19 protein-coding genes are annotated in these 19490 nt (G+C 60.8%); 10 read left to right on the top strand and 9 right to left on the bottom strand.

Features of this window, described 5'->3' with window-relative positions:
- The first annotated feature begins 122 nt into the window (after window positions 1-122).
- On the top strand, window positions 123-2603 hold the full coding sequence (locus ACIPSK_RS04420) for an ATP-dependent helicase (protein ID WP_017965071.1): 2481 nt from the start codon (window positions 123-125) through the stop codon (window positions 2601-2603).
- A 27-nt stretch (window positions 2604-2630) separates the two neighbouring features.
- On the opposite strand, the gene ACIPSK_RS04415 is transcribed toward ACIPSK_RS04420, so the two are convergent.
- Window positions 2631-2978: a hypothetical protein gene (locus ACIPSK_RS04415; protein ID WP_162115982.1), complete on the bottom strand. Its 348-nt coding sequence runs from the start codon at window positions 2976-2978 to the stop codon at window positions 2631-2633.
- Window positions 2979-3375: 397 nt separating this feature from the next.
- Between ACIPSK_RS04415 and ACIPSK_RS04410 the strand changes: the two genes are divergently transcribed.
- The 3 genes from ACIPSK_RS04410 to ACIPSK_RS04400 all read left to right on the top strand — a co-directional run bounded on the left by ACIPSK_RS04410 (window position 3376) and on the right by ACIPSK_RS04400 (window position 5598).
- Window positions 3376-3873: an EF-hand domain-containing protein gene (locus ACIPSK_RS04410; protein ID WP_162115981.1), complete on the top strand. Its 498-nt coding sequence runs from the start codon at window positions 3376-3378 to the stop codon at window positions 3871-3873.
- A gap of 333 nt (window positions 3874-4206) precedes the next feature.
- Window positions 4207-4833, top strand: coding sequence for a bifunctional nicotinamidase/pyrazinamidase (gene pncA / locus ACIPSK_RS04405; RefSeq protein ID WP_162115980.1), 627 nt, complete (start codon window positions 4207-4209; stop codon window positions 4831-4833).
- Between the two features lie 99 nt (window positions 4834-4932).
- On the top strand, window positions 4933-5598 hold the full coding sequence (locus ACIPSK_RS04400) for a dihydrofolate reductase family protein (RefSeq protein WP_162115979.1): 666 nt from the start codon (window positions 4933-4935) through the stop codon (window positions 5596-5598).
- 191 nt (window positions 5599-5789) lie between these two features.
- Here the strand turns inward: ACIPSK_RS04400 and ACIPSK_RS04395 are convergent, their stop codons facing one another.
- Together ACIPSK_RS04395 and ACIPSK_RS04390 are read right to left on the bottom strand one after the other, a co-directional pair.
- Window positions 5790-7376: a hypothetical protein gene (locus ACIPSK_RS04395; protein ID WP_162116160.1), complete on the bottom strand. Its 1587-nt coding sequence runs from the start codon at window positions 7374-7376 to the stop codon at window positions 5790-5792.
- Between the two features lie 89 nt (window positions 7377-7465).
- Window positions 7466-7711, bottom strand: a complete 246-nt coding sequence (locus tag ACIPSK_RS04390; protein WP_033181033.1) for a DUF2164 domain-containing protein — start codon at window positions 7709-7711, stop codon at window positions 7466-7468.
- A 133-nt stretch (window positions 7712-7844) separates the two neighbouring features.
- Between ACIPSK_RS04390 and ACIPSK_RS04385 the strand changes: the two genes are divergently transcribed.
- Entirely contained in the window at window positions 7845-8576 is a 732-nt protein-coding gene (locus ACIPSK_RS04385; protein ID WP_018483843.1) for an AzlC family ABC transporter permease, read from the top strand.
- Between the two features lie 3 nt (window positions 8577-8579).
- Window positions 8580-8888: an AzlD family protein gene (locus tag ACIPSK_RS04380; RefSeq protein WP_017965080.1), complete on the top strand. Its 309-nt coding sequence runs from the start codon at window positions 8580-8582 to the stop codon at window positions 8886-8888.
- A gap of 69 nt (window positions 8889-8957) precedes the next feature.
- Here ACIPSK_RS04380 and ACIPSK_RS04375 read toward each other — a convergent pair whose 3' ends face one another.
- The gene (locus ACIPSK_RS04375; protein WP_162115978.1) at window positions 8958-10793 is read right to left on the bottom strand and encodes an aminopeptidase P family protein; all 1836 of its coding nucleotides are present in this window, start codon (window positions 10791-10793) and stop codon (window positions 8958-8960) included.
- 277 nt (window positions 10794-11070) lie between these two features.
- On the opposite strand from ACIPSK_RS04375, the gene ACIPSK_RS04370 reads away from it, so the two are divergent.
- A complete protein-coding gene (locus tag ACIPSK_RS04370) occupies window positions 11071-11244 on the top strand; it encodes a hypothetical protein (protein WP_003541368.1) in 174 nt (57 codons plus the stop codon).
- Window positions 11245-11646: 402 nt separating this feature from the next.
- On the opposite strand, the gene ACIPSK_RS04365 is transcribed toward ACIPSK_RS04370, so the two are convergent.
- Together ACIPSK_RS04365 and ACIPSK_RS04360 are read right to left on the bottom strand one after the other, a co-directional pair.
- A complete protein-coding gene (locus ACIPSK_RS04365) occupies window positions 11647-12525 on the bottom strand; it encodes a 50S ribosomal protein L11 methyltransferase (protein WP_162115977.1) in 879 nt (292 codons plus the stop codon).
- A gap of 68 nt (window positions 12526-12593) precedes the next feature.
- Window positions 12594-13196, bottom strand: a complete 603-nt coding sequence (locus ACIPSK_RS04360; RefSeq protein WP_162115976.1) for an SCO family protein — start codon at window positions 13194-13196, stop codon at window positions 12594-12596.
- A gap of 326 nt (window positions 13197-13522) precedes the next feature.
- Between ACIPSK_RS04360 and ACIPSK_RS04355 the strand changes: the two genes are divergently transcribed.
- Both ACIPSK_RS04355 and ACIPSK_RS04350 read left to right on the top strand, forming a co-directional pair.
- Window positions 13523-13990: a chemotaxis protein CheW gene (locus ACIPSK_RS04355; protein ID WP_017965084.1), complete on the top strand. Its 468-nt coding sequence runs from the start codon at window positions 13523-13525 to the stop codon at window positions 13988-13990.
- A gap of 176 nt (window positions 13991-14166) precedes the next feature.
- Window positions 14167-15318 (top strand): epoxide hydrolase family protein, encoded by a 1152-nt coding sequence (locus ACIPSK_RS04350; RefSeq protein ID WP_162115975.1) that lies wholly within the window; start codon window positions 14167-14169, stop codon window positions 15316-15318.
- Here the strand turns inward: ACIPSK_RS04350 and ACIPSK_RS04345 are convergent, their stop codons facing one another.
- Window positions 15319-15813, bottom strand: coding sequence for a CreA family protein (locus tag ACIPSK_RS04345; protein WP_162115974.1), 495 nt, complete (start codon window positions 15811-15813; stop codon window positions 15319-15321).
- Between the two features lie 75 nt (window positions 15814-15888).
- Window positions 15889-16479: a 3'-5' exonuclease gene (locus ACIPSK_RS04340; RefSeq protein WP_017965087.1), complete on the bottom strand. Its 591-nt coding sequence runs from the start codon at window positions 16477-16479 to the stop codon at window positions 15889-15891.
- 279 nt (window positions 16480-16758) lie between these two features.
- Here ACIPSK_RS04340 and ACIPSK_RS04335 point away from each other — a divergent pair, with 279 nt between their 5' ends.
- A complete protein-coding gene (locus ACIPSK_RS04335) occupies window positions 16759-17295 on the top strand; it encodes a GNAT family N-acetyltransferase (protein ID WP_017965089.1) in 537 nt (178 codons plus the stop codon).
- A gap of 31 nt (window positions 17296-17326) precedes the next feature.
- On the opposite strand, the gene ligA is transcribed toward ACIPSK_RS04335, so the two are convergent.
- Window positions 17327-19483 carry an NAD-dependent DNA ligase LigA gene (gene ligA / locus ACIPSK_RS04330; protein WP_162115973.1) on the bottom strand — a complete coding sequence of 719 codons (2157 nt, stop codon included), beginning with the start codon at window positions 19481-19483 and terminating at the stop codon, window positions 17327-17329.
- Window positions 19484-19490: the final 7 nt, after the last annotated feature.

Genomic DNA, 19490 nt, shown 5'->3' with positions numbered 1-19490 from the left:
CACAGCCGGGCTCGGCGGCGGCCTTGCCGCCTGTAACATGCCGCCTGGGATAGCGCCGGCTCGGGAATGAAAGCAGAACATCTTTTCTGGTCTTTCCTTCCCGAATCACTACATTACGCGCCATGAGCAATAGTTTCGACGATATGCCCTTCTTCGACGAAGAGCCGGGCGAGATGGCGCGCAAGCCGCAGCCGCCTGCCGCACCCGCCGAAAGGGCGCCCGCCGCCGGTGGCGGCATCGCCGCACGCGCCATGGCGGCCCGCGACGGCGGCAAGCGGCCGGATTACCTCACCGGACTGAACCCCGAGCAGACCGAAGCCGTCGAAACGCTGGAAGGCCCCGTCCTCGTGCTCGCTGGCGCCGGCACCGGCAAGACGCGGGTGCTCACCACCCGCATTGCCCATATCCTCAATACCGGCCGCGCCTTTCCCTCGCAGATCCTCGCCGTCACCTTCACCAACAAGGCCGCCCGCGAGATGAAGGAGCGCATCGCGCTGCTCGTCGGCGGCGCCGTCGAAGGCATGCCCTGGCTCGGCACCTTCCATTCGATCGGCGTCAAACTTCTGCGCCGCCACGGCGAGCTCGTCGGCCTGCGCTCCGATTTTACCATTCTCGACACCGACGACGTCGTTCGCCTGATCAAGCAGTTGATCCAGGCCGAGGGTCTCGACGACAAGCGCTGGCCGGCCAAGCAGTTCGCCGGCATGATCGACACGTGGAAGAACAAGGGGCTCGGCCCGGCCGATATCCCCGAGGGCGACGCTCGCGCCTTTGCCAATGGCCGCGGCCGCGATCTCTATTTCGCCTATCAGGCGCGCCTGACGACGCTGAACGCCTGCGATTTCGGCGACCTGCTGATGCATCCGATCGCGATCTTCCGCAAGAACCCGGACCTCTTGAAGGAATATCACGGCCGCTTCCGCTATATCCTCGTCGACGAGTACCAGGACACCAACACCGCCCAATACATGTGGCTCAGGCTTCTCGCCCAGCGATCCAAAGGCGAGCCGCAGAACGTCTGCTGCGTCGGCGACGACGACCAGTCGATCTACGGCTGGCGCGGCGCGGAGGTCGACAATATCCTGCGCTTTGAAAAGGATTTCCCCGGCGCCAAGGTCATCAAGCTCGAGCGCAACTATCGCTCGACCGAACATATCCTTGGCGCCGCCGCCCATCTGATCGCCCATAATGAGGGTCGTCTCGGCAAGACGCTGTTCACCGACCGCTCCGATCCGGACGACGTCAAGGTGCAGGTCCACGCTTCCTGGGATTCGGAGGAGGAAGCCCGCGCCATCGGCGAGGAGATCGAGCAGCTCCAGCGCGGCAAGCATCTCTTGAACGACATGGCGATCCTCGTGCGCGCCTCGTTCCAGATGCGCGAATTCGAAGACCGCTTCGTCACCCTCGGCCTCAACTACCGCGTCATCGGTGGCCCGCGCTTCTACGAGCGCCTCGAGATCCGCGACGCCTTGGCCTATTTCCGCCTCGTTGCGCAAGCCTCCGACGACCTCGCCTTCGAACGCATCGTCAACACCCCGAAGCGGGGCCTCGGCGATACGACGGTGCGCGCGCTGCACGACTATGCGCGTGCCCGCGATATCCCGATGCTTGCGGCGGCCGCCGACATCATCGAGACCGACGAGCTGAAGCCGAAGGCGCGAAAGGCGCTCTTCGACGTGATTCAATCTTTCCGCCGATGGCAGGAACTGCTTGAAAACACACCGCATACCGAGCTGGCCGAGCAGATCCTCGAAGAGTCCGGCTATACCGACATGTGGAAGAACGACAAGAGCGCCGAAGCGCCGGGCCGACTTGAGAACCTCAAGGAACTGATCCGCTCGATGGAAAGCTTCGAATCGATGCGCGGCTTCCTCGAACACGTCTCGCTGGTGATGGATGCCGAGACCAACGAGAACCTTGATGCCGTCTCGATCATGACGCTGCACTCAGCCAAGGGTTTGGAATTCGACACCGTCTTCCTGCCCGGCTGGGAGGAAGGCCTCTTCCCGCACCAGCGCTCGCTGGACGAGAGCGGCCGCGCCGGCCTGGAGGAGGAACGCCGCCTCGCCTATGTCGGCATCACCCGCGCCAAGCATCGCTGCCACATCTGGTTCGTCTCCAACCGCCGCATCCATGGCCTCTGGCAATCGACCCTGCCCTCACGCTTCCTCGACGAACTGCCGGACACCCATGTCGAGGTCGCTCAAATGGAACAGAGCTACGGCGGGTACGGCCGCGGTGGCTACGGCCAGTCCCGCTTCGACAAGGCCGAACCCTTCGCCAATTCCTATTCCACGCCCGGCTGGAAACGCGCCCAGGCCAACAAGACCGACGCCACACGCGACAATTGGGGCACCCGCTCCGGCCACGCCGTCGAACGCATCGGCTACGGCGAGAGCGGCCCGAAGGGGCGCACGATCGAAGGCGAGCTGGTTGCCAAATCGACCTCGTCGGAACCGTCGAGATTCACCCTCGGCGACCGCGTGTTCCACCTGAAATTCGGCAACGGCAACATCACCGGCATCGAAGGCAACAAGCTGACGATCGAGTTCGACCGGGCCGGACAGAAGCGGGTCTTGGACGGGTTCGTCGAGCGCGTGTGATCTCACCTCGGCACGACGCGAGAACGTTTACCCGAGCATCCGCATCCTTCCGATCCCAAGAATATCGTTGATCAGCGCAATGCCGATTCCGGTGGCGACGATTCCCAATCCGATCAGGAAGAGCCGGCGAGACCGATCATATTTGACGGCAAAGAGAGAGTCGCGCGCCAGCAGATCGGCAAAGACCTTCACCTGGATGGCGATGCCGATCGTCAAGAACAGCATCGGCGGAATATCGATGCGACTCCAGTCGTTGGGGTTGGAAACCCAGACACTGATGAAATTGAGCGAGAAACCGAGGATGATCCCGGCCGCTGTCAGCGACCCGTTGCGAAATGTCGCATCGATCTTTTCGTCGGGATCCGGCTCGGACATGGCTTCGCTTCCCGCTGCTGAGGGTAAGAAAGGCAGAAATCATGATCCAGAGCAAGCTCGACCTGACATCGCCCTCACAGGAAGCAGACGAAATGTCGCAGCCGCGCAAACCCCGGCACTCCGCCCATGGCTCCTCCGCACGCTTCATTACGACAATTTCAGGCAAACACGGACATGGATTTAATCGCCTCCAGACGAAGCAATCGCTAAAAAAAGCCAATAATTCCAATGAAACAACTTTGGTAACCGAAAGGTTAACGTGCGTCGCCCCGCGCCGTCAATCGCACTTCTACCCTGTCAAAACGTCGCTTTGACGCCTTGCGCAAATCAGCTTAGCCCAAAGGCTGCCCACCCATGAAAGGCGGGCTTCACGACGAACTTTTCGAAGGAGGTTCAAGTGACCAGTGTTTCATCTCTCGGCAGCACAATGACCCAGTACCAGTCTCCGCTTTCCAGTCTGGACAAGAATGGCGACGGCGTCATATCGGCGGACGAGTTGGCCGCCGCCTCGCAGTCCCCGACATCGGCCATGGCGTCGACCGACGGCGACGACAGCGGCACCGATATCGTCAACAAGATCACCGCCGACATTCTGTCGCTGATGCTGTCCATGCAGAAGACCGACAGCAGCGACGATCAGGCCGACGGCAGCGATCAGAGCGACGACAATTCCAAGGGCGTCTTCGCCGCGATGGATACGAATGGCGACGGCAAGTTGACCGAATCCGAATTTCTTGCCGCCGAACCGAACAGCATCAAGACTTCGGGCGACAGCGATCCGCTCCTCACCAAAGTGCTGAGCGACATGCAGACGGCCCTTCAGGCCTACCGCAATACCTACGGCGCTTCCGCCGCAGCAGGCGATTCCGCAACCGAAGACGTGGCGGCGGTCTAGCTGGCTGAAATCCGGGCTCTGCCGGGGGAGCCTCGATCCATCGATGCCGCACAAAAGTGTCCACGCAGGCAGATCGATTTGGCGGCACTTGCCACCGTCGTCGGCCGTGTCTGCGATCCGGAAATCATGCACGTGCCTTGCCGCTCCGTTCCATTTCACCACGAGAACCGCCACCAGCTATCGCAATGATTGCATTAGAGCATTCTGCTTTGACGACTTAGTGCCGCTAGCGCCAGAATTAACACTTGCGCGTTCGCGCCTGGAAATCCACTAGTTGATCCATTCGGTGTGCTTAGCGTCCTACACTGCAATAAGCGAAGGGATTGAGCCTTGATGAAAGCGCTGCTGCTCGTCGACATTCAAAACGGCTTCTGTCCAGGCGGCAATCTGCCGGTGCCTGACGGCGACAAGGTGGTTCCCGTCGCAAACAGACTGATCGACAGCGGCAAATACGACCTGATCGTCGCCTCGCAGGACTGGCATCCGCCGGGCCACGGCAGCTTTGCCTCCGCCCATCCGGGTGCCGCCGCCTTCGAGATGGGCGAACTGTCGGGCAAGCCGCAGATGATGTGGCCTGACCACTGCATTCAGGGTACGCTTGATGCCGAACTGCATCCCGAACTCAAATCCGAAGAGATCGACCTGATCCAGCAGAAGGGCGAGAATCCTGATATCGACAGCTATTCGGCCTTCCGCGACAATGACCGCGATGCCTCGACCGGCCTTTCCGATTTCCTCGAGGATCAGGGCGTCACCGACCTCGACGTCTGCGGACTGGCGACCGACTATTGCGTCAAGTTCTCCGCGCTCGACGCGCTGGAGATGATGCCTGGTATCCACGTGCGCTTCATCGAGGACGCAAGCCGCGGCATCACGCCCGAAGGCGTCGCCGCCGCCATCGAAGAGATGCGGGCGCATGGCATCGCGATCATCGACAGCGTCAAGGCCTTGGCCGGCTAATTCAGCTCGGATACCGCCAGAAAAAACCGCGTCGAATGTCGGATCGGTGCAAGTTAATCCGTCCTCGGCTCTGAACACACCAACAATGGGAGTTGAGAGATGAGAAAGCTAGTTGCTGCAGCCTTCGTCAGTTTGGACGGTGTCATGCAGGCGCCGGGCGGGCCGCGGGAGGATCCGACCGGCGGCTTCACGCAGGGCGGCTGGACCGTCAATTATTGGGACGAGCCGATGGGCCAGTTCATGGGCGGGATCTTTACCGATCCCTTCGAACTGCTGCTTGGCCGCAAGACCTACGAAATCTTCGCCGCGCACTGGCCCTTCGTCGGGAAAGACGATCCAATCGGCAAGGTCTTCAACGCCGTGACCAAATATGTCGCGACCACTTCCACGGAGCCGCTCACCTGGGCAAATTCCGTCGCCCTGCGTGGCGAAGCCGCCGCCGAAATCGCCCGGTTGAAGCGAGAGGACGGTCCCGTCCTCCTGACACAGGGCAGCAGCGGCCTGTTGCAGACCCTATTGGCGCGTGAGCTGATCGACGAATTCCGGCTCCTGACTTTTCCGCTCGTCCTCGGCCAGGGCAAACGCCTGTTCGGTCAAGGCACCAAGCCGCAGGCGCTGAAGCTCACTGCCAACACGATATCGACGACGGGCGTCATCATGAGCGTCTACGAGCGCGCCGGCGCAATCAAGACAGGCACATTCGAGCTGGCGCAGCCCTCGGAGGCCGAGATCGAACGCCGGGAGCGGATGAAGCGTGAAGGCTGAACGCGCCTTTGCGATTGCGGGGCCGCGGGCACTGTCGCGTCCCTTCTATAGGCTCGTGCCCTTGTTCGTCTATTCGCGCTCCAATCGCGGCGCCACTCCCGAAGGTGTTGCCGCCGCAATCGACGAAATGCGGACGCAAGTCACAATGATCAAATGCGTGGACGTGTGTAAATAAGCTGCCGGCCGGTAGCTTATTTCAGGACGTAGACGTCGAACGTCTCATCGCTTCCGACAACCGTGCCGAAACGCTTGACGAGGCTTGTCGCGCTCTGGAAAGCAGAAATATCTTCCGGCGTCAGAGACAACCGCCAAACGTAGCTTTCACGCAGGGAAACGGGCGCAGTAATCTGATCAAGTCGCTGTGAAAGAAGGATGACAACAGGGACATGCTCACTCTGCTGCAATCGGTGTGCCGTTTGCAGAATATCGGCAAGGCTGAGCGAAAGCCGCGCATTCCGGGTATATCGTACGATGGCGCCGAACCGCTCCTCCCGCAGAAGATAGGTGCGGTTGCGGATGTAATAGGGCAAGGCTTCCACCAGATAGTCGGGATCCGCCATGATGACCGCATCCTTGAGATCGGGGCGCGATTGAATGAACGCACCGAGATCCTTGCTTCGGCTCAGGGGTATTTCGGCTATGAAGGCCTGGTGGACCTTCTCGACGCCGGACACGACCTGTAGCGCCAGCAATATCAGGAAGCACAGGCGCCCGAACTTTACGATGCCGCCAACAGCCTCGATGCCTGCAACGCCCGCCCCGTCGCGCTGAGACTCTATGGCAGTGATCGCGATCATGAAAACCAGCCAGAGCGCCTGATGTCTGTATCCGCCGGGATAGACAAGCGTAAAAAGCAGCGAAAGCCCCAAGAGAACCAGTCCCGCTGCGATCATCGCCGGCCATCGGTTCGCCAGCGCCAACAGGCTGCCGTAGATGAGCGCGGACATCAACGCTGCGAAAATCTGGGCGGCCAACGGATACGCAACGACCAGTTCAAGGACGCTGTTGGGATAGAACGCCATAAAATGGGAACTGGTCAGGGCAAAAGCGCGAAGGACAAGCAAAGCGAAATTCTCGCCGCTGAGATCGTTCTGCCCCGTATCGTTGAAGGTCGGATAGACTGTTACGAAACATAAAACAATTCCAACCGCGGCAATGGCAGCGGCGGTCGCAAAGGCCCGACATGCCGTCAGAGGCGGCCTTGGCCGGGCCAGAATTAAATCGAAAAACCAATAGGCGAGGAAGCCGCCGACGAGGACGACCGAATGGACGTTCGTATTTGCCAGCAGGGCAAACAACAGGCCGAGCAATATCCCGTTGCGTGCTCCTTTCTCCCAACTGAGGACGATAAGGAAAATCACCAGCATGCTGATGCCGTAATTTCGCGACATCGCGGCATAATCGAAAATCGAAAAGCTGCCGAACAGCGACAGAAGCGTGATGGAAAGCGGCAGTTTCAGCCTGAAAACAAGAAGATAGGCCGCGGTCGCTGCAATCGTCAGTGCGACGATCTTCAGGACGACAGGTGAGCCGACCACGGCATAGGCGGCGCGCAGCAGAATATACCAGACAGCAGGATGACCCTCGCCATGCATCCGGCGAAGCATATCGATGAAGTTATCCCCTTGAAGCGCGAGTGACAACGCACGAACCTCGTCACGCCAGACCGTTTCGGACCAGCAGAGCGCAGACGCCAGCGCAAGCCAGACCATAAGGATCAACGCCTTGCCGAGCTTGGCGGATCGAGGTTCATCGATAACAGAGACAATCACGGCCATAACACGCAACCCGGTGAACGAAAGCGTCACGACCATATCGGCGCAGAAATAAATTGGCGTTAAGTGAAGGCTGATTTGATTTTAAGCCGTTAGAATTTTTCCTCCCTCTCAAGAAGATGGATATCCTCGGCTACGTCGTCCATTCTCTGCAACAAGGCGGCCTGGGCATCTCGTAGCCCTCGATTGTAAAAGTACGGCCCGATCTCCTCGGCGAAGAAGTCAAGCAGGAATTCAGCCGGCAATGCACCGATGGGATCGAGTTCCCGGTCGAAATAAGCGCGGATGCGCGAAACGATTTCAGCCTTTTCTTCCTTGGAAAATTCGATCTTTTTCATAGCTGCCTCTTTGCCGAATGCGATCGGGACTTTGATGGTTCAGCAAAATCGATTGGTCAATCAAGGAAATTCAATTGCCGTCGCAAGCCGTAGACCATAAGGGAAAACTTGAATTCCAACTGGACAAGATCGCATGAATCGCGCCGACTTTGTTGAAGGTTTGCGGGGCGGCTCTGCCGTTGCGTTGGCATCGGCGCCCTTTGGCGCTCTCTTCGGAGCGCTGGCGGTCGAAAATGGCATGTCGCTTTCCGAAGCCGCCTTCATGAGTGCCACCGTCTATGCCGGCGCCAGCCAGATGGTCGGCATCGAACTCTTCGGTCACAATGTCCACGCCTGGCTGATCGTACTGTCGATCCTCGCCGTCAATTTCCGCCACGTGCTCTACTCGGCGGCACTGGCGCGCTACATCGGCCATTTCACGCCGGTGCAGAAATTCTTTACCTTTTTTCTCCTCGTCGATCCGCAATTCGCCGAAGCAGTCAAGCGCGCCGAGGCCGGCCGGCAACTCACCTTCGCCTGGTATTTCGGCTTCGCCATCATCATCTACATTCCGTGGGTACTGATCAGCATCGCCGGCGGCATGCTCGGCGGCTTCATCGGCGATCCCAAGGCCATCGGCCTCGACATCCTGTTGCCGGCTTATTTCCTCGGCATCGTCCTCGGCTTCCGCAAGCGAGACAATTTCCTGCCCGTGGCGCTCGTCAGCGCGGTGGCATCCGTGTTCGCCTACCGCTACGTCGGCTCGCCCTGGCATGTCAGCCTCGGTGCCGCCGTTGGCATCGTGCTTGCCGCCCTGTTGCCGCTGCCGCCGCAACCGCAAGATCTCGAAGCCGACGCCCTTCAATCCGAAGTGCACGAGGTCTGAGCCATGGAATTCGATCTTCACATGGCGCTCGTTATCCTCGCCGCAGCCGCCGCCACCTTCGCCACCCGCATCGGCGGCTATATCCTCATCACCCGAATGAAAAGTATCCCCCCTCGCATGGAGGCGGCGCTGAATGCCGTTCCGGCGGCCGTGCTGACGACGCTCGTCGCACCCGCCTTCTTCATCGGCGGCTGGGAATCGAAGCTGGCGCTGATCGCCGCCCTCTTCATCGGATTGCGCTTCACCCATACATGGATGCTGGTTGCCGCCTGGATCGTCGTGATGACCTGGCGCCACACGATCGGCGCCTGAGCACCGGCCCGAAAGCCGGCGCAGAAACTCAAGGCATTATAGCGTCGCCGACGCCGTAATGCCGTTTTCTCAATATTCCAGCGGCAGCGTCGCGTTTTCGAGCCACGCCCTGACATCGTGATCGTGGATGAGCGGCATCAGCGCCTCGCATGTGCGGCGATGATAGTCGTTGAACCAGTGCAGTTCGTCATGGGTCAGAAGCTCGGGAATGACAAGGCTGCGGTCGATCGGGCAGAAAGTCAGCGTTTCGAATCCGAGCATCGGCGCATCGCCGCCCTCGATCTCCTCGGCCCCGCGCACATAGATCAGGTTCTCGATCCGGATGCCGAAACTGCCCGGCCGATAATAACCCGGTTCGTTCGAAAGGATCATGCCGGGCAGCAGTTCCTGCGTCGAAAGTCTGGAGATGCGCTGCGGCCCCTCATGCACCGAGAGATAGGAGCCGACGCCGTGGCCTGTGCCGTGAGCGAAATCGGCGCCGGCCCGCCACAGCGCGATGCGCGCCAGCGGATCGAGGTCGCAGCCGCGCGTGCCCTTCGGGAAACGTGCCGTGCTGATCTCTATCATCCCCTTCAGCACCAGCGTGAAGAAGCGCCGATGCTCTTCCGATACCGTACCTATGCCGACGGTGCGGGTGATGTCTGTCGTGCCGTTGATATATTGCGCACCCGAATCGATCAGGAAGAGTTCGCCGGCCTCGATCAACCGGTTGGTCTCGGTCGTCACGCGGTAATGCATGATCGCCGCATGTTCGCCGGCGCCCGAAATCGTGTCGAAGGAAATGTCTTTCAGAGGGTTCTGCATGCTCTGGCCGACGCGGGCACGCGCCGCTTCGAGATGCTCGGCAGCAGCGATCTCGCTCACCGTGCCAGGCTTCGTCTGCGACAGCCAACAGAGGAATTCCACCATCGCCGCCCCGTCCTGCAGATGTGCGGCGGCCGAGCCGTTGATCTCGACGTCGTTCTTCACCGCGCGCGGCAGCTTGGCGGGATCGGCGCCCTCCACCACTTCGCCGCCCGCCTTACGGATGATCTCCGCCAGCGCATAGGCGGCGATATCAGGGTCGATCAGCACGCGGCCGCCATCTCGCGAAACGGCGGCAAGCCTCTCCTCCAACGCCGAGGGCGGCAATTGTGTGCAGATCTGCGCGAGATAGGCCTCCGGCTCGATGCCGGTCTTGCGCTTGTCGAGGAAGAGCTCGGCCCGGCCGTCGGCATGGATGATGGCGCGCGCCAGCGGATGCGGCGTGTGCGGCACGTCGGCGCCGCGGATATTGAAGGTCCAGGCGACCGAAGAGGGATCGGCGATCAGCACCGCCGCAAGGCTCTTCTTCGAAAGATCGGCGGCGATCGTCGCGATTTTGTCCCTGGCCAGCACGCCGGCCTGCGCGAGGTTCTGGATGCTGACCGCGCCGAGCGGCTCGGTTGGCCGGTCGCTCCAAAGCCTGTCGAGCGGATTGTGCGGCAGGAAGACCAGCGTACCGCCAATCTGCGAAAGCGCCTTTTCCAGACGGCGCACCTCTGCACCCGCATGCAGCCATGGGTCGATGCCGAGCCGCAGGCCCTTGCCGCCGTTTGCGGCAAGCCAGAGATGCGGCGGTTCGTTGACGAGGTCGCCGCCCGAAAAGACCGAACCGTCGACCTGTTCGGCAAGCTGAGTCACATAGCGCCCGTCGACGAAGACGATCGCCTGCGTGCGCAGGATGAGCGCAATACCGGCCGAACCGGTAAAGCCCGTCAGCCATGCCAAGCGCTCCGAACATGCGGGAACATATTCGCCGTTGAACTCGTCGGCGCGCGGCACGAGAAAGGCGTCGATGCCGAGCGAATCGAAACCGGCGCGCAGCGCCGATACGCGATCCCTGCCGAATTGCGGCGTGGAAGTGACTTCGAAAGACTGGAACATGCTGGAAACCCGAATGATTGAGACGAATCCGGTTAATGGGATGCCGGCCATGTTAGCGAAATTTCAACTGATGGGGAGAAAAAGCGACCAAACGAGTCGAAAGCCTGGGACCGCTCAACATTTTGACAGAACTGTGACGCCAAAAGCTAATTTGGCACGCTTTATGCATTGGCCGCATGGCTCCCATGAGCGAAACCCTCTGCCTCCGCATTTCAGAATGGCTATATAGGCGTCATCGAACGGTTCGCGATGAACCTATAACAAAGGAATTCTTGAAATGACTGCCTCTCTCTCGCGCTTCGCATATAGCAGCCCGGTGCAGGCTGGCGAACGCCAGACCGTGCGTCACGTGATCGGCGCCCGCCGCCCGCAAAACGAGGACAGCCTCAAGCTGCTCGGCGCCGGCCAGCGGGCCACGCGCCACAAGGGCGCCCCCAGCTACGCGTTCTAAGCCTGAAAGCCAGTCCGTCTCCTCCCTCCCGGACCGGCCTATTGGAATGCAGTAGAGCCCGCTTGAGCCCTCCTCCCCTTGAGCTCGCGGGCATTGACCGGATAGACCGGTCGAAGGCGGTGCCATCGGCACCGCCTTTTTCTTATCTTCAACAAGGCTTGGGAGGTACGCTATCCTGTGGAATGATCGGTCGCAGCTTGCTCTCTCTTCTCCCCTCGGAGAGAAGGTGGCCCGAAGGGTCGGACGAGGAGGCCACACGGCAGGCCATTCATTGCCCTTCGCTGCGCTCTGCGCATTCGCGGCTTCGCCGCTCACCCCCTCATCGCCTCGCTATCGCTCCGGCACTTCTCCCCGCTGGGGAGAAGAGGGACACCGCATTCGCCTCCCCAACCCTCGCCTTCATCAAGGCCGATCGAGGTGGATGGTCACCCAGCCGTTGCGCCAGATGGTTCTGACGTGGCGAAGCCGCGCGCCATTATAGGCGGCAATCACCTTCCAGCGTTGTCCGGCAAGGATGCCGGAGAGAATGACCGATCCGCCAGGCGCAAGATGCGTCGCAAGCTTCGGTGCCATGCGGATCAGCGGCCGCGCGAGAATATTGGCGATGATGAGATCGAAGGGCCCGTGCTCGGAAAAGGCCGTCGAGTGGAAGCCCGGCGCTGTCCTGGTGACGATGCCCGAGGCGATGCCGTTGCGGCGCACGTTCTCGGCCGCCACCTTCGTCGCGATCGGATCGATGTCGGTCGCCAGCACCGGTATGTTCCTGAGCTTGCGCACCGCAATCGCCAGTACACCGCTGCCGGTGCCGAGATCGAGCGCGTTGCGGACCGAACGCGAGCGCACCACGGCATCGATCACCTCGAGGCAGCCCGCCGTCGTGCCATGATGGCCGGTGCCGAAGGCCTGGCCGGCATCGATCTCGATGGCGATGTCGCCGGGGCGGATCTTGTCGCGGTCATGCGAGCCATGCACCAGGAAGCGCCCTGCCCGGACGGGCTTCAGCCCCTCCAGCGATTTCACCACCCAGTCGATCTCGGGGATGACTTCCCGCTCCAGCCGGGCATCGGGAAAAGAGGCCTTCAATGCGTCCTCGACGCGGGATTGCACCTCCGCCTCGTCCTCGGCCATCATGTAGATCGAGGCTTCCCAGATATCCTTCTTCTCATCGATCTCCGTGGTGCCGATGGCAAAGTCTTCTTCACCGAAGACCGCGCTCAGAAGGTCGAGGATCTCTTCGGCCTTGCTTTCGGTCGTCGTCACGTAAAGGCGGATTTCACTCACGATAGGCGGTCTTTCCCGTTTCCGTTGCCCGCCGCCGGTCGAGCCAACGCCCCATCACGCTGAAGCTGTCACCCCTTGCTGGCGAGATTCTCCAGCTTCTTTACCGCCGTGTCCGGGTTTTCGCCATAGGCGATCGTTCCGGAAAACCGCCCGGCCGAATCGAGCAGGAAGACCGAGGCGGTGTGATCCATCGTGTAGTCGCCGTTCGGATCCTTCTCGTCGACCGGCACTTTCTTGGCGTAGACGCGGAAACCCTTGATGACCTCGGCGATCTTGTCAGGCGCGCCTGAAATGCCGATGATGCGCTTGGAAACATTGGAGACGTATTCGTTCATGATCTCAGGCGTGTCGCGCTCCGGATCGACGGTCACGAAATAGGCCTGTAGCCTGTCGCCCTTCGGATCGACCTTCTCCATCCATCCGTTCAGTTCGAAAAGTGTCGTCGGGCAGACTTCCGGGCAATGGGTAAAGCCGAAGAACAGCGCCGTCGGCTTACCGCGCAACGCCTGCTCGGTGATCGGCTGCCCGCTTTGGGACACCAAAGTGAAGGGCACGCCGAAGGGCGGTTCTGCCACCATGTCCCTCGACTTCGTCAGGTTGAGCGTGTAGGCACCAAGAAACCCGGCAAGTATCAGGACACCGACCCAGACGGCGATGCGGAATGTCTTCATTGGCATGATCCTCCATCCGGGCGGAGAACGCGCGGCCCGCCCCCTTGCCCCGCGTGATTATAGCCTCGACCGGACGCGCGCAATTCAAGAATATGTTTTCTGACCGGTGATTAATTGTCTCACCGATAGAAACTGCAACGGCAACGAAATCCGACGTCGGGAATCTGCGCGGATCAAAAATGGCATGTTTGTGAATAGCTTGCCTTTAGAGCGACGGATAATCGGAAAATACATATCGTTAGGAAAGACTTAAGCCGTCACATCTATATTTAACAGCGGTTCTGCATCGCCTCTCCCGCCGGGGACAACTGGGAAGAATTCTGACCATGAACAACAACGCCATCAAGCAGTCGGGCGCTTACCTCGAAATCGTTTCGTTCCACCTGGGCGATCAGGAATTCTGCATCGACATCATGGCTATCCGCGAAATTCGCGGCTGGGCGCCGGTGACGCCGATGCCGCACACCCCGCCCTACGTGCTGGGCCTCATCAATCTGCGCGGTGCGGTGATCCCCGTCATCGACATGGCCTGCCGCCTCGGCATGAAGATGACCGAGCCCTCCGAGCGCTCGGCGATCATCGTCACCGACATCGCCGGCAAGCTGGTCGGCCTGCTGGTCGAGCAGGTTTCCGACATGATGACCATCAAGAGTGAAGACCTGCAGCCGCCGCCGGAAATCATCCCGGAAGCCCAGCGCGCCTTCTGCCGCGGCATCGTCGCTCTCGAAAAGACCATGGTTTGCTTCTTGAACCTCGACACGGTTATTGCCGACGAGCTGACACAGGCCGCATAAGAACAACCGCTCCTCGATCGGAAGGCCGCCTGCAGCCGATCGCTGCGGGCGGTTTTTTTGTATTTAACGGACCGGCAGCGCAAGGTGCCGCAAGCAGACGGACACGCCGTCACCTTCCAATTGCTCGGACGGAGACTACCTCCCCCTCCGATAAAGTGCCCGGTCAGGAGCCTTCCATGCGTGTCAGCACCTACAAGATAAACATCGACGACGAACGGGTCGACGACCTGCAACGGCGCCTGCGCTCGACGCGATGGCCGCCAGCACTCGACGCCGACAGCTGGGAAGACGGAACAAGTCTCGCTTTTCTCAAGGAGCTCCTCGCCTATTGGAAAGACCATTTCGACTGGCGCGCGCAGGAGACGCGCCTCAACACGCTTCCGCAGTTCATTGCCGAGATCGATGACCTGTCGATTCATTTCGTCCACCAGAGAGGAAACGGGCCCTCGCCACTGCCACTCATCCTCACGCACGGCTGGCCGGGCTCCTTCTTCGAAATGGAGGGGATTATCCCAATGCTGGCGGATCCTGCAGCACATGGCGCCGACCCTGCTGATGCATTCGATGTCGTCGTGCCGTCCCTTCCGGGCTACGGCTTCTCGCAGGCGCCAGGCTCAGCCGGGATCGGCCCCTATGAAATATCGGGACTGTGGCTGAAACTGATGCAGGGTTTGGGATACGAGACCTTCTGCCTGCAAGGCGGCGATATCGGCGCGGCCGTTTCGAGCTGGCTCGCCTACCGGTTTCCACAGAATACGACAGCGCTGCACCTGAACTATATTCCGGGGAGCTACCGGCCGCCGCTGGGCGCGGAACAGGCACCGATTTCGACGGAGGAACAGGCCTTTCTCGAACGCGCCGCGCAATGGGCCGATAGCGAAGGCGCTTACGCCCACATGCAAGGAACGAAGCCGCAGACGCTTGCCTATGCACTGACGGATTCGCCCATTGGCCTAGCTGCCTGGATCAGTGAAAAATTTCAGGCGTGGAGCGACGGCGATATCAGGACGACGTTCTCTCTCAACGCCCTCTTGATCGAGATTTCGATCTATTGGTTCAGCGGCACCCTGGATTCGTCGCTTAGGCTCTACAAGGAAAGCCGAAAGCGGCCGATGCATTTCAAGGCGAACGAACGCGTCCTGCCGCCACTCGGCGTGGCGCATTTCGCAAGGGAATTGCCCCAGCCGCCACGCTCTTGGGTCGAACGCGTCTATGACGTCAGGCGATGGACCGAAATACCGAAGGGAGGCCATTTTGCCGCCATGGAGCGGCCCGAGCTTCTGGCCGAAGATATCCGCGCTTATTTCCGCCCATTCAGGACGCGCTGATCACTGCGGCCTCCCATTCTTCCAGACAACGTTCTGCCCATAGAGCGGAATGGTCGAGATCGACATCTTCGCCGAACCGTCGGTCAGTTCGCGCGAATGGGCGAGATAGATCAGCGTGTCGTTCGTCTTGTCGTAGATGCGGTTGACGACCAGGGTCTTCCAGATCAGCGACATGCCTTGGCGGAACACCTCGCTGCCATCCTTGGACAGGTCGATATTGCCGATCTCGATCGGGCCGGTCTGCCGGCAGGCAATGGAATTGTTGGACGGGTCCTCGAACCAGTTGCCGTTCTTGAACCGGTCGATCAGGCTGCGGTCGAAATAGGTGACGTGGCAGGTGATGCCCTTGACCTCGGGGTCGGAGACCGCCTCGACGATGATGTCGTTGCCGATCCAGTCGACCCCGACCTTGCCGACGACTTCGGCCGAGGCAGTACCTGCGGAAACGGCGGCGAAAGAGAAGGCGGCGAGGAGAAGATTGCGCAGTCTGGACATGGCGGCTCCCTGAATAACCGCATTCTAGATAAGCATGCACCCATGCTTTGCAAGAAATGGAGCTCGCGGAAGGGATCAGCCTTTCCGGCAGGTGCAGGGCTCGTAGGCCCGCGCCGTCAGCCGGCCGGGCCGCATGCCGATCAGCGCCGGTATCGCGTGAACGGCATTGGCCTTTACCGCTTTCGCCATCTCGATCGCCGCCGCCGCGCAGACCGCGGCATCCTCGGCGGCGTTGTGGTGCACGAAACGCAGGCCGAGATGCTCGGCGATCAGGTTCAGCCGGTGCGAGACGAAATGCGGCCAGATTCGCTGCGCCATCTTCAGGCTGCAGAGATAGGTAAGATCCGGATAGGATTGCCGGTAGAGATCGAGGCTCGCCCGCCAGACGCTGAAATCGAAGGCAGCATTGTGCGCGATCATCGTCGCGCCGCGAAAATCTTCCTCGAACTCGTCCATCACCTCGGGAAACTCGGGCGCATCTTCGACATGCTCCGGCCGGATGCCATGGATTGCGATGTTCATCCCGGAGAAGCGCATGTCCCGCGGTCGGATCAGCCGCTCCTCGACGCGCATCACTCTGTCGTCCTCGATCCAGGCAAGGCCGACGGAACAGGCGCTGCCGCGCTGTTCGTTCGCCGTCTCGAAGTCAATTGCGATGGTCTTCAATGCAGCAACCCGAATCGTTTCTTCGGGAACAGGAATACCGCCCCGCTTGCGGCCGTGCAAATTCGACACGACGCAAGGTTGACTTTTTAGCCCACTTACCGAAACTTGCTGCCATGATCGTTTCCCTTACCATGGCAGCGCTTATTCATCACACCACGACCCTCGAAGGGTACGCGGGAGCGATGGCGCGTTAGCAGCGATCCGATCATCCGAAAACCCTGCCGAGGCGAGCAGGGTTTCGGAAACCGGCTCTCCTCGTAAAACCGATGGAGAGCATGAATGTCCGAAAACGAAGAGAATGAACCTCGCGGCCGAGCGCGCCTGCCAGATGGCGTCCTCGTGCGCGCCGTCCGCCTGTCCGATGCGGAGGAGATCACCGATCTCCTAAATCTGCCGGGCTACCGGGCCGGCACCTTGCGGCCGCCATACCAGCGGGTCGAAGAAGTTCGCAAACACATGGAAAATCCGTCGCCGGGCGCGCTCAACCTCGTCATCACCCTGGATGGCAAGATCGTTGGCAATGGTGGCCTCAACCGCCTCTCCGGCCGTAGGCAGCACGTCGCCAGCATCGGCATGGGCGTGCATGACGATTTCACCGGCCGCGGCTTCGGGCGGATCCTGCTCGGCGCGATGATCGACGCTGCCGACGACTGGCTCGATATCAAACGGCTTGAACTGACCGTCTACACCGACAACGACGTCGCCATCGGCCTCTATCGGAAATTCGGCTTCGAGCAGGAAGGCCTGTTGAAGGCCTTCGGCTTTCGATCCGGCGAGTATGTCGACGCCTATACGATGGCGCGGCTCAGGTTATGAGCAAACGGGTTGGCGGCTTGCCGTCAGCCCCTCAGCCGCTGATCAGCGCCAGCCATTCATCCTCGTCCATCGTCTGCACGCCGAGTTCGCGCGCCTTGTCGAGCTTGGAGCCGGCGCCGGGGCCGGCGACGACGATGTCGGTCTTCTTCGAGACCGATCCCGCCACCTTGGCGCCGAGGCTTTCGGCCCTCGCCTTTGCCTCGTCGCGGGTAAACTTTTCCAGCGAGCCGGTGAAAACCACCGTCTTGCCGGCAACCGGACTGCCTGCCGTCTTCGGTTGCTCGGCCTCCTCGGGCGTCACTTCCTCAAGCAGTCGGGTGATCACCTCGACGTTGCGCGGCTCCTTGTAGAATTCGACGATGGCGCGCGCGACCACCTCGCCGATGCCCTCGATGGCGTTGAGATCGTTCCAGGCGTCGCCGGAAAGTGTCTCGGCCTCCCGCATCGCCGTCTCGAATGCCGCATAGGTGCCGTAGGAACGCGCCAGCAGCTTCGCCGTGGTCTCACCGACATGACGGATGCCGAGCGCGTAGATAAAGCGATGGAGCGCTATGCTGCGCCGCTCGTTGATCGCGCCATAGAGCTTGCCGACGCTGACCTTGCCGAAGCCGTCGATATTCTCGAGCTTGGTCAATGAATCCCGCTGCCGTTCCTCCAGCGTAAAGATATCGGGCGCGGTGCGGATCTGCAGCGACGGATCCTCGTTTTCAAAGAAGAAGTCGATCTGCTTCGAACCGAGCCCTTCGATATCGAAGGCGTTGCGCGAAACGAAGTGCTTCAGGTGCTCCATCGCCTGCGCCCTGCAGATGAAACCACCGGTGCAGCGGGTGACCGAATCGAGCTTGCCGGTCTTCTCATGTCTTTCACGCACCGCATGCGAACCGCAGACCGGGCAGGTCTTCGGAAATTCATAGGGCTTGGCCTCGGCCGGGCGTTTCTCCACGACGACGTCGAGTACCTGCGGAATGACGTCGCCGGCGCGCTGCACGATGACGGTATCGCCGATGCGGATATCGTGCTCGTCGTCGCGGATGCGTTCACCGCTATTGCCGATGCCCTGGATGTAATCCGCGTTGTGCAGCGTCGCATTGGTGACGACCACGCCGCCGACGGTGATCGGCGTCAAACGGGCCACCGGGGTCAACGCGCCAGTGCGGCCAACCTGGATGTCGATGTTCTCGACGATCGTGAAAGCCTGTTCGGCAGGAAACTTGTGCGCCGTCGCCCAGCGCGGGCTCCGCGAGCGGAAGCCAAGACGGGCCTGCAGTTCGAGACTGTCGACCTTGTAAACGACGCCATCGATGTCGTAGTCGAGATCCGGGCGCTTGAGCCCGATCTCGTCATAATGCGTCAGGATGTCGGCGACCGAGTTCAACCGTTTCATCAGCGGATTGACCGGAAAACCCCAGTCCTTGAAGGTCTGCACCATACCGAACTGTGTATCGGCGGGCATCTCCGACATCTCGCCCCAGGCATAAGCGAAGAATTTCAACTTGCGGCTCGCCGTCACCTTGGCGTCGAGCTGGCGCAGCGACCCGGCCGCGGTGTTGCGCGGATTGACATAGGTCTGCTTGCCCTCCGCCTCCATCTGCCGGTTCAGTGCCAGGAAGTCGCTCTTGGCCATATAGACCTCACCGCGGATCTCCACGACGGCGGGAACGCCCTTCGGCAGCTCGTTGGGGATTTCGGCGATTGTACGGATGTTGGCAGTGACGTTCTCGCCAGTCGTGCCGTCGCCGCGCGTCGCGGCCGTCACCAGCCTGCCGTTCTCGTAACGGATCGACATCGACAGGCCGTCGATCTTCGGTTCCGCAGTAAAGGCGATCGACTGGTCCGGCAGCCGGCCGAGAAAGCGATAGACGCCGGCGACGAAATCCTGCACGTCCTCCTGCGAGAAGGTGTTGTCGAGCGAAAGCATCGGCCGCGCATGAACAACAGGCGCGAAGGTGACCGAGGGCGCTGCACCGACATGCCGCGACGGGCTGTCCTCACGAATCAGCTCGGGAAACCGCATTTCCAGCGCATCGTTGCGGCGCTTCAGCGCGTCGTAATCGGCATCCGAAATCTCCGGCCGGTCCTTGCCGTGGTAGAGAGCATCGTGATGCGCGATCTCCTTTGCCAGCCGTTCGAGCTCGGCGGCAGCCTCTTCGATCGTCAACGTGTCGACGGCGGAACCTTCGGTGGACATGGAACAT

This window comes from Rhizobium sp. LARHSG275 (assembly GCF_052871115.1).
This window is presented reverse-complemented; position numbering and strand designations above follow the sequence as displayed.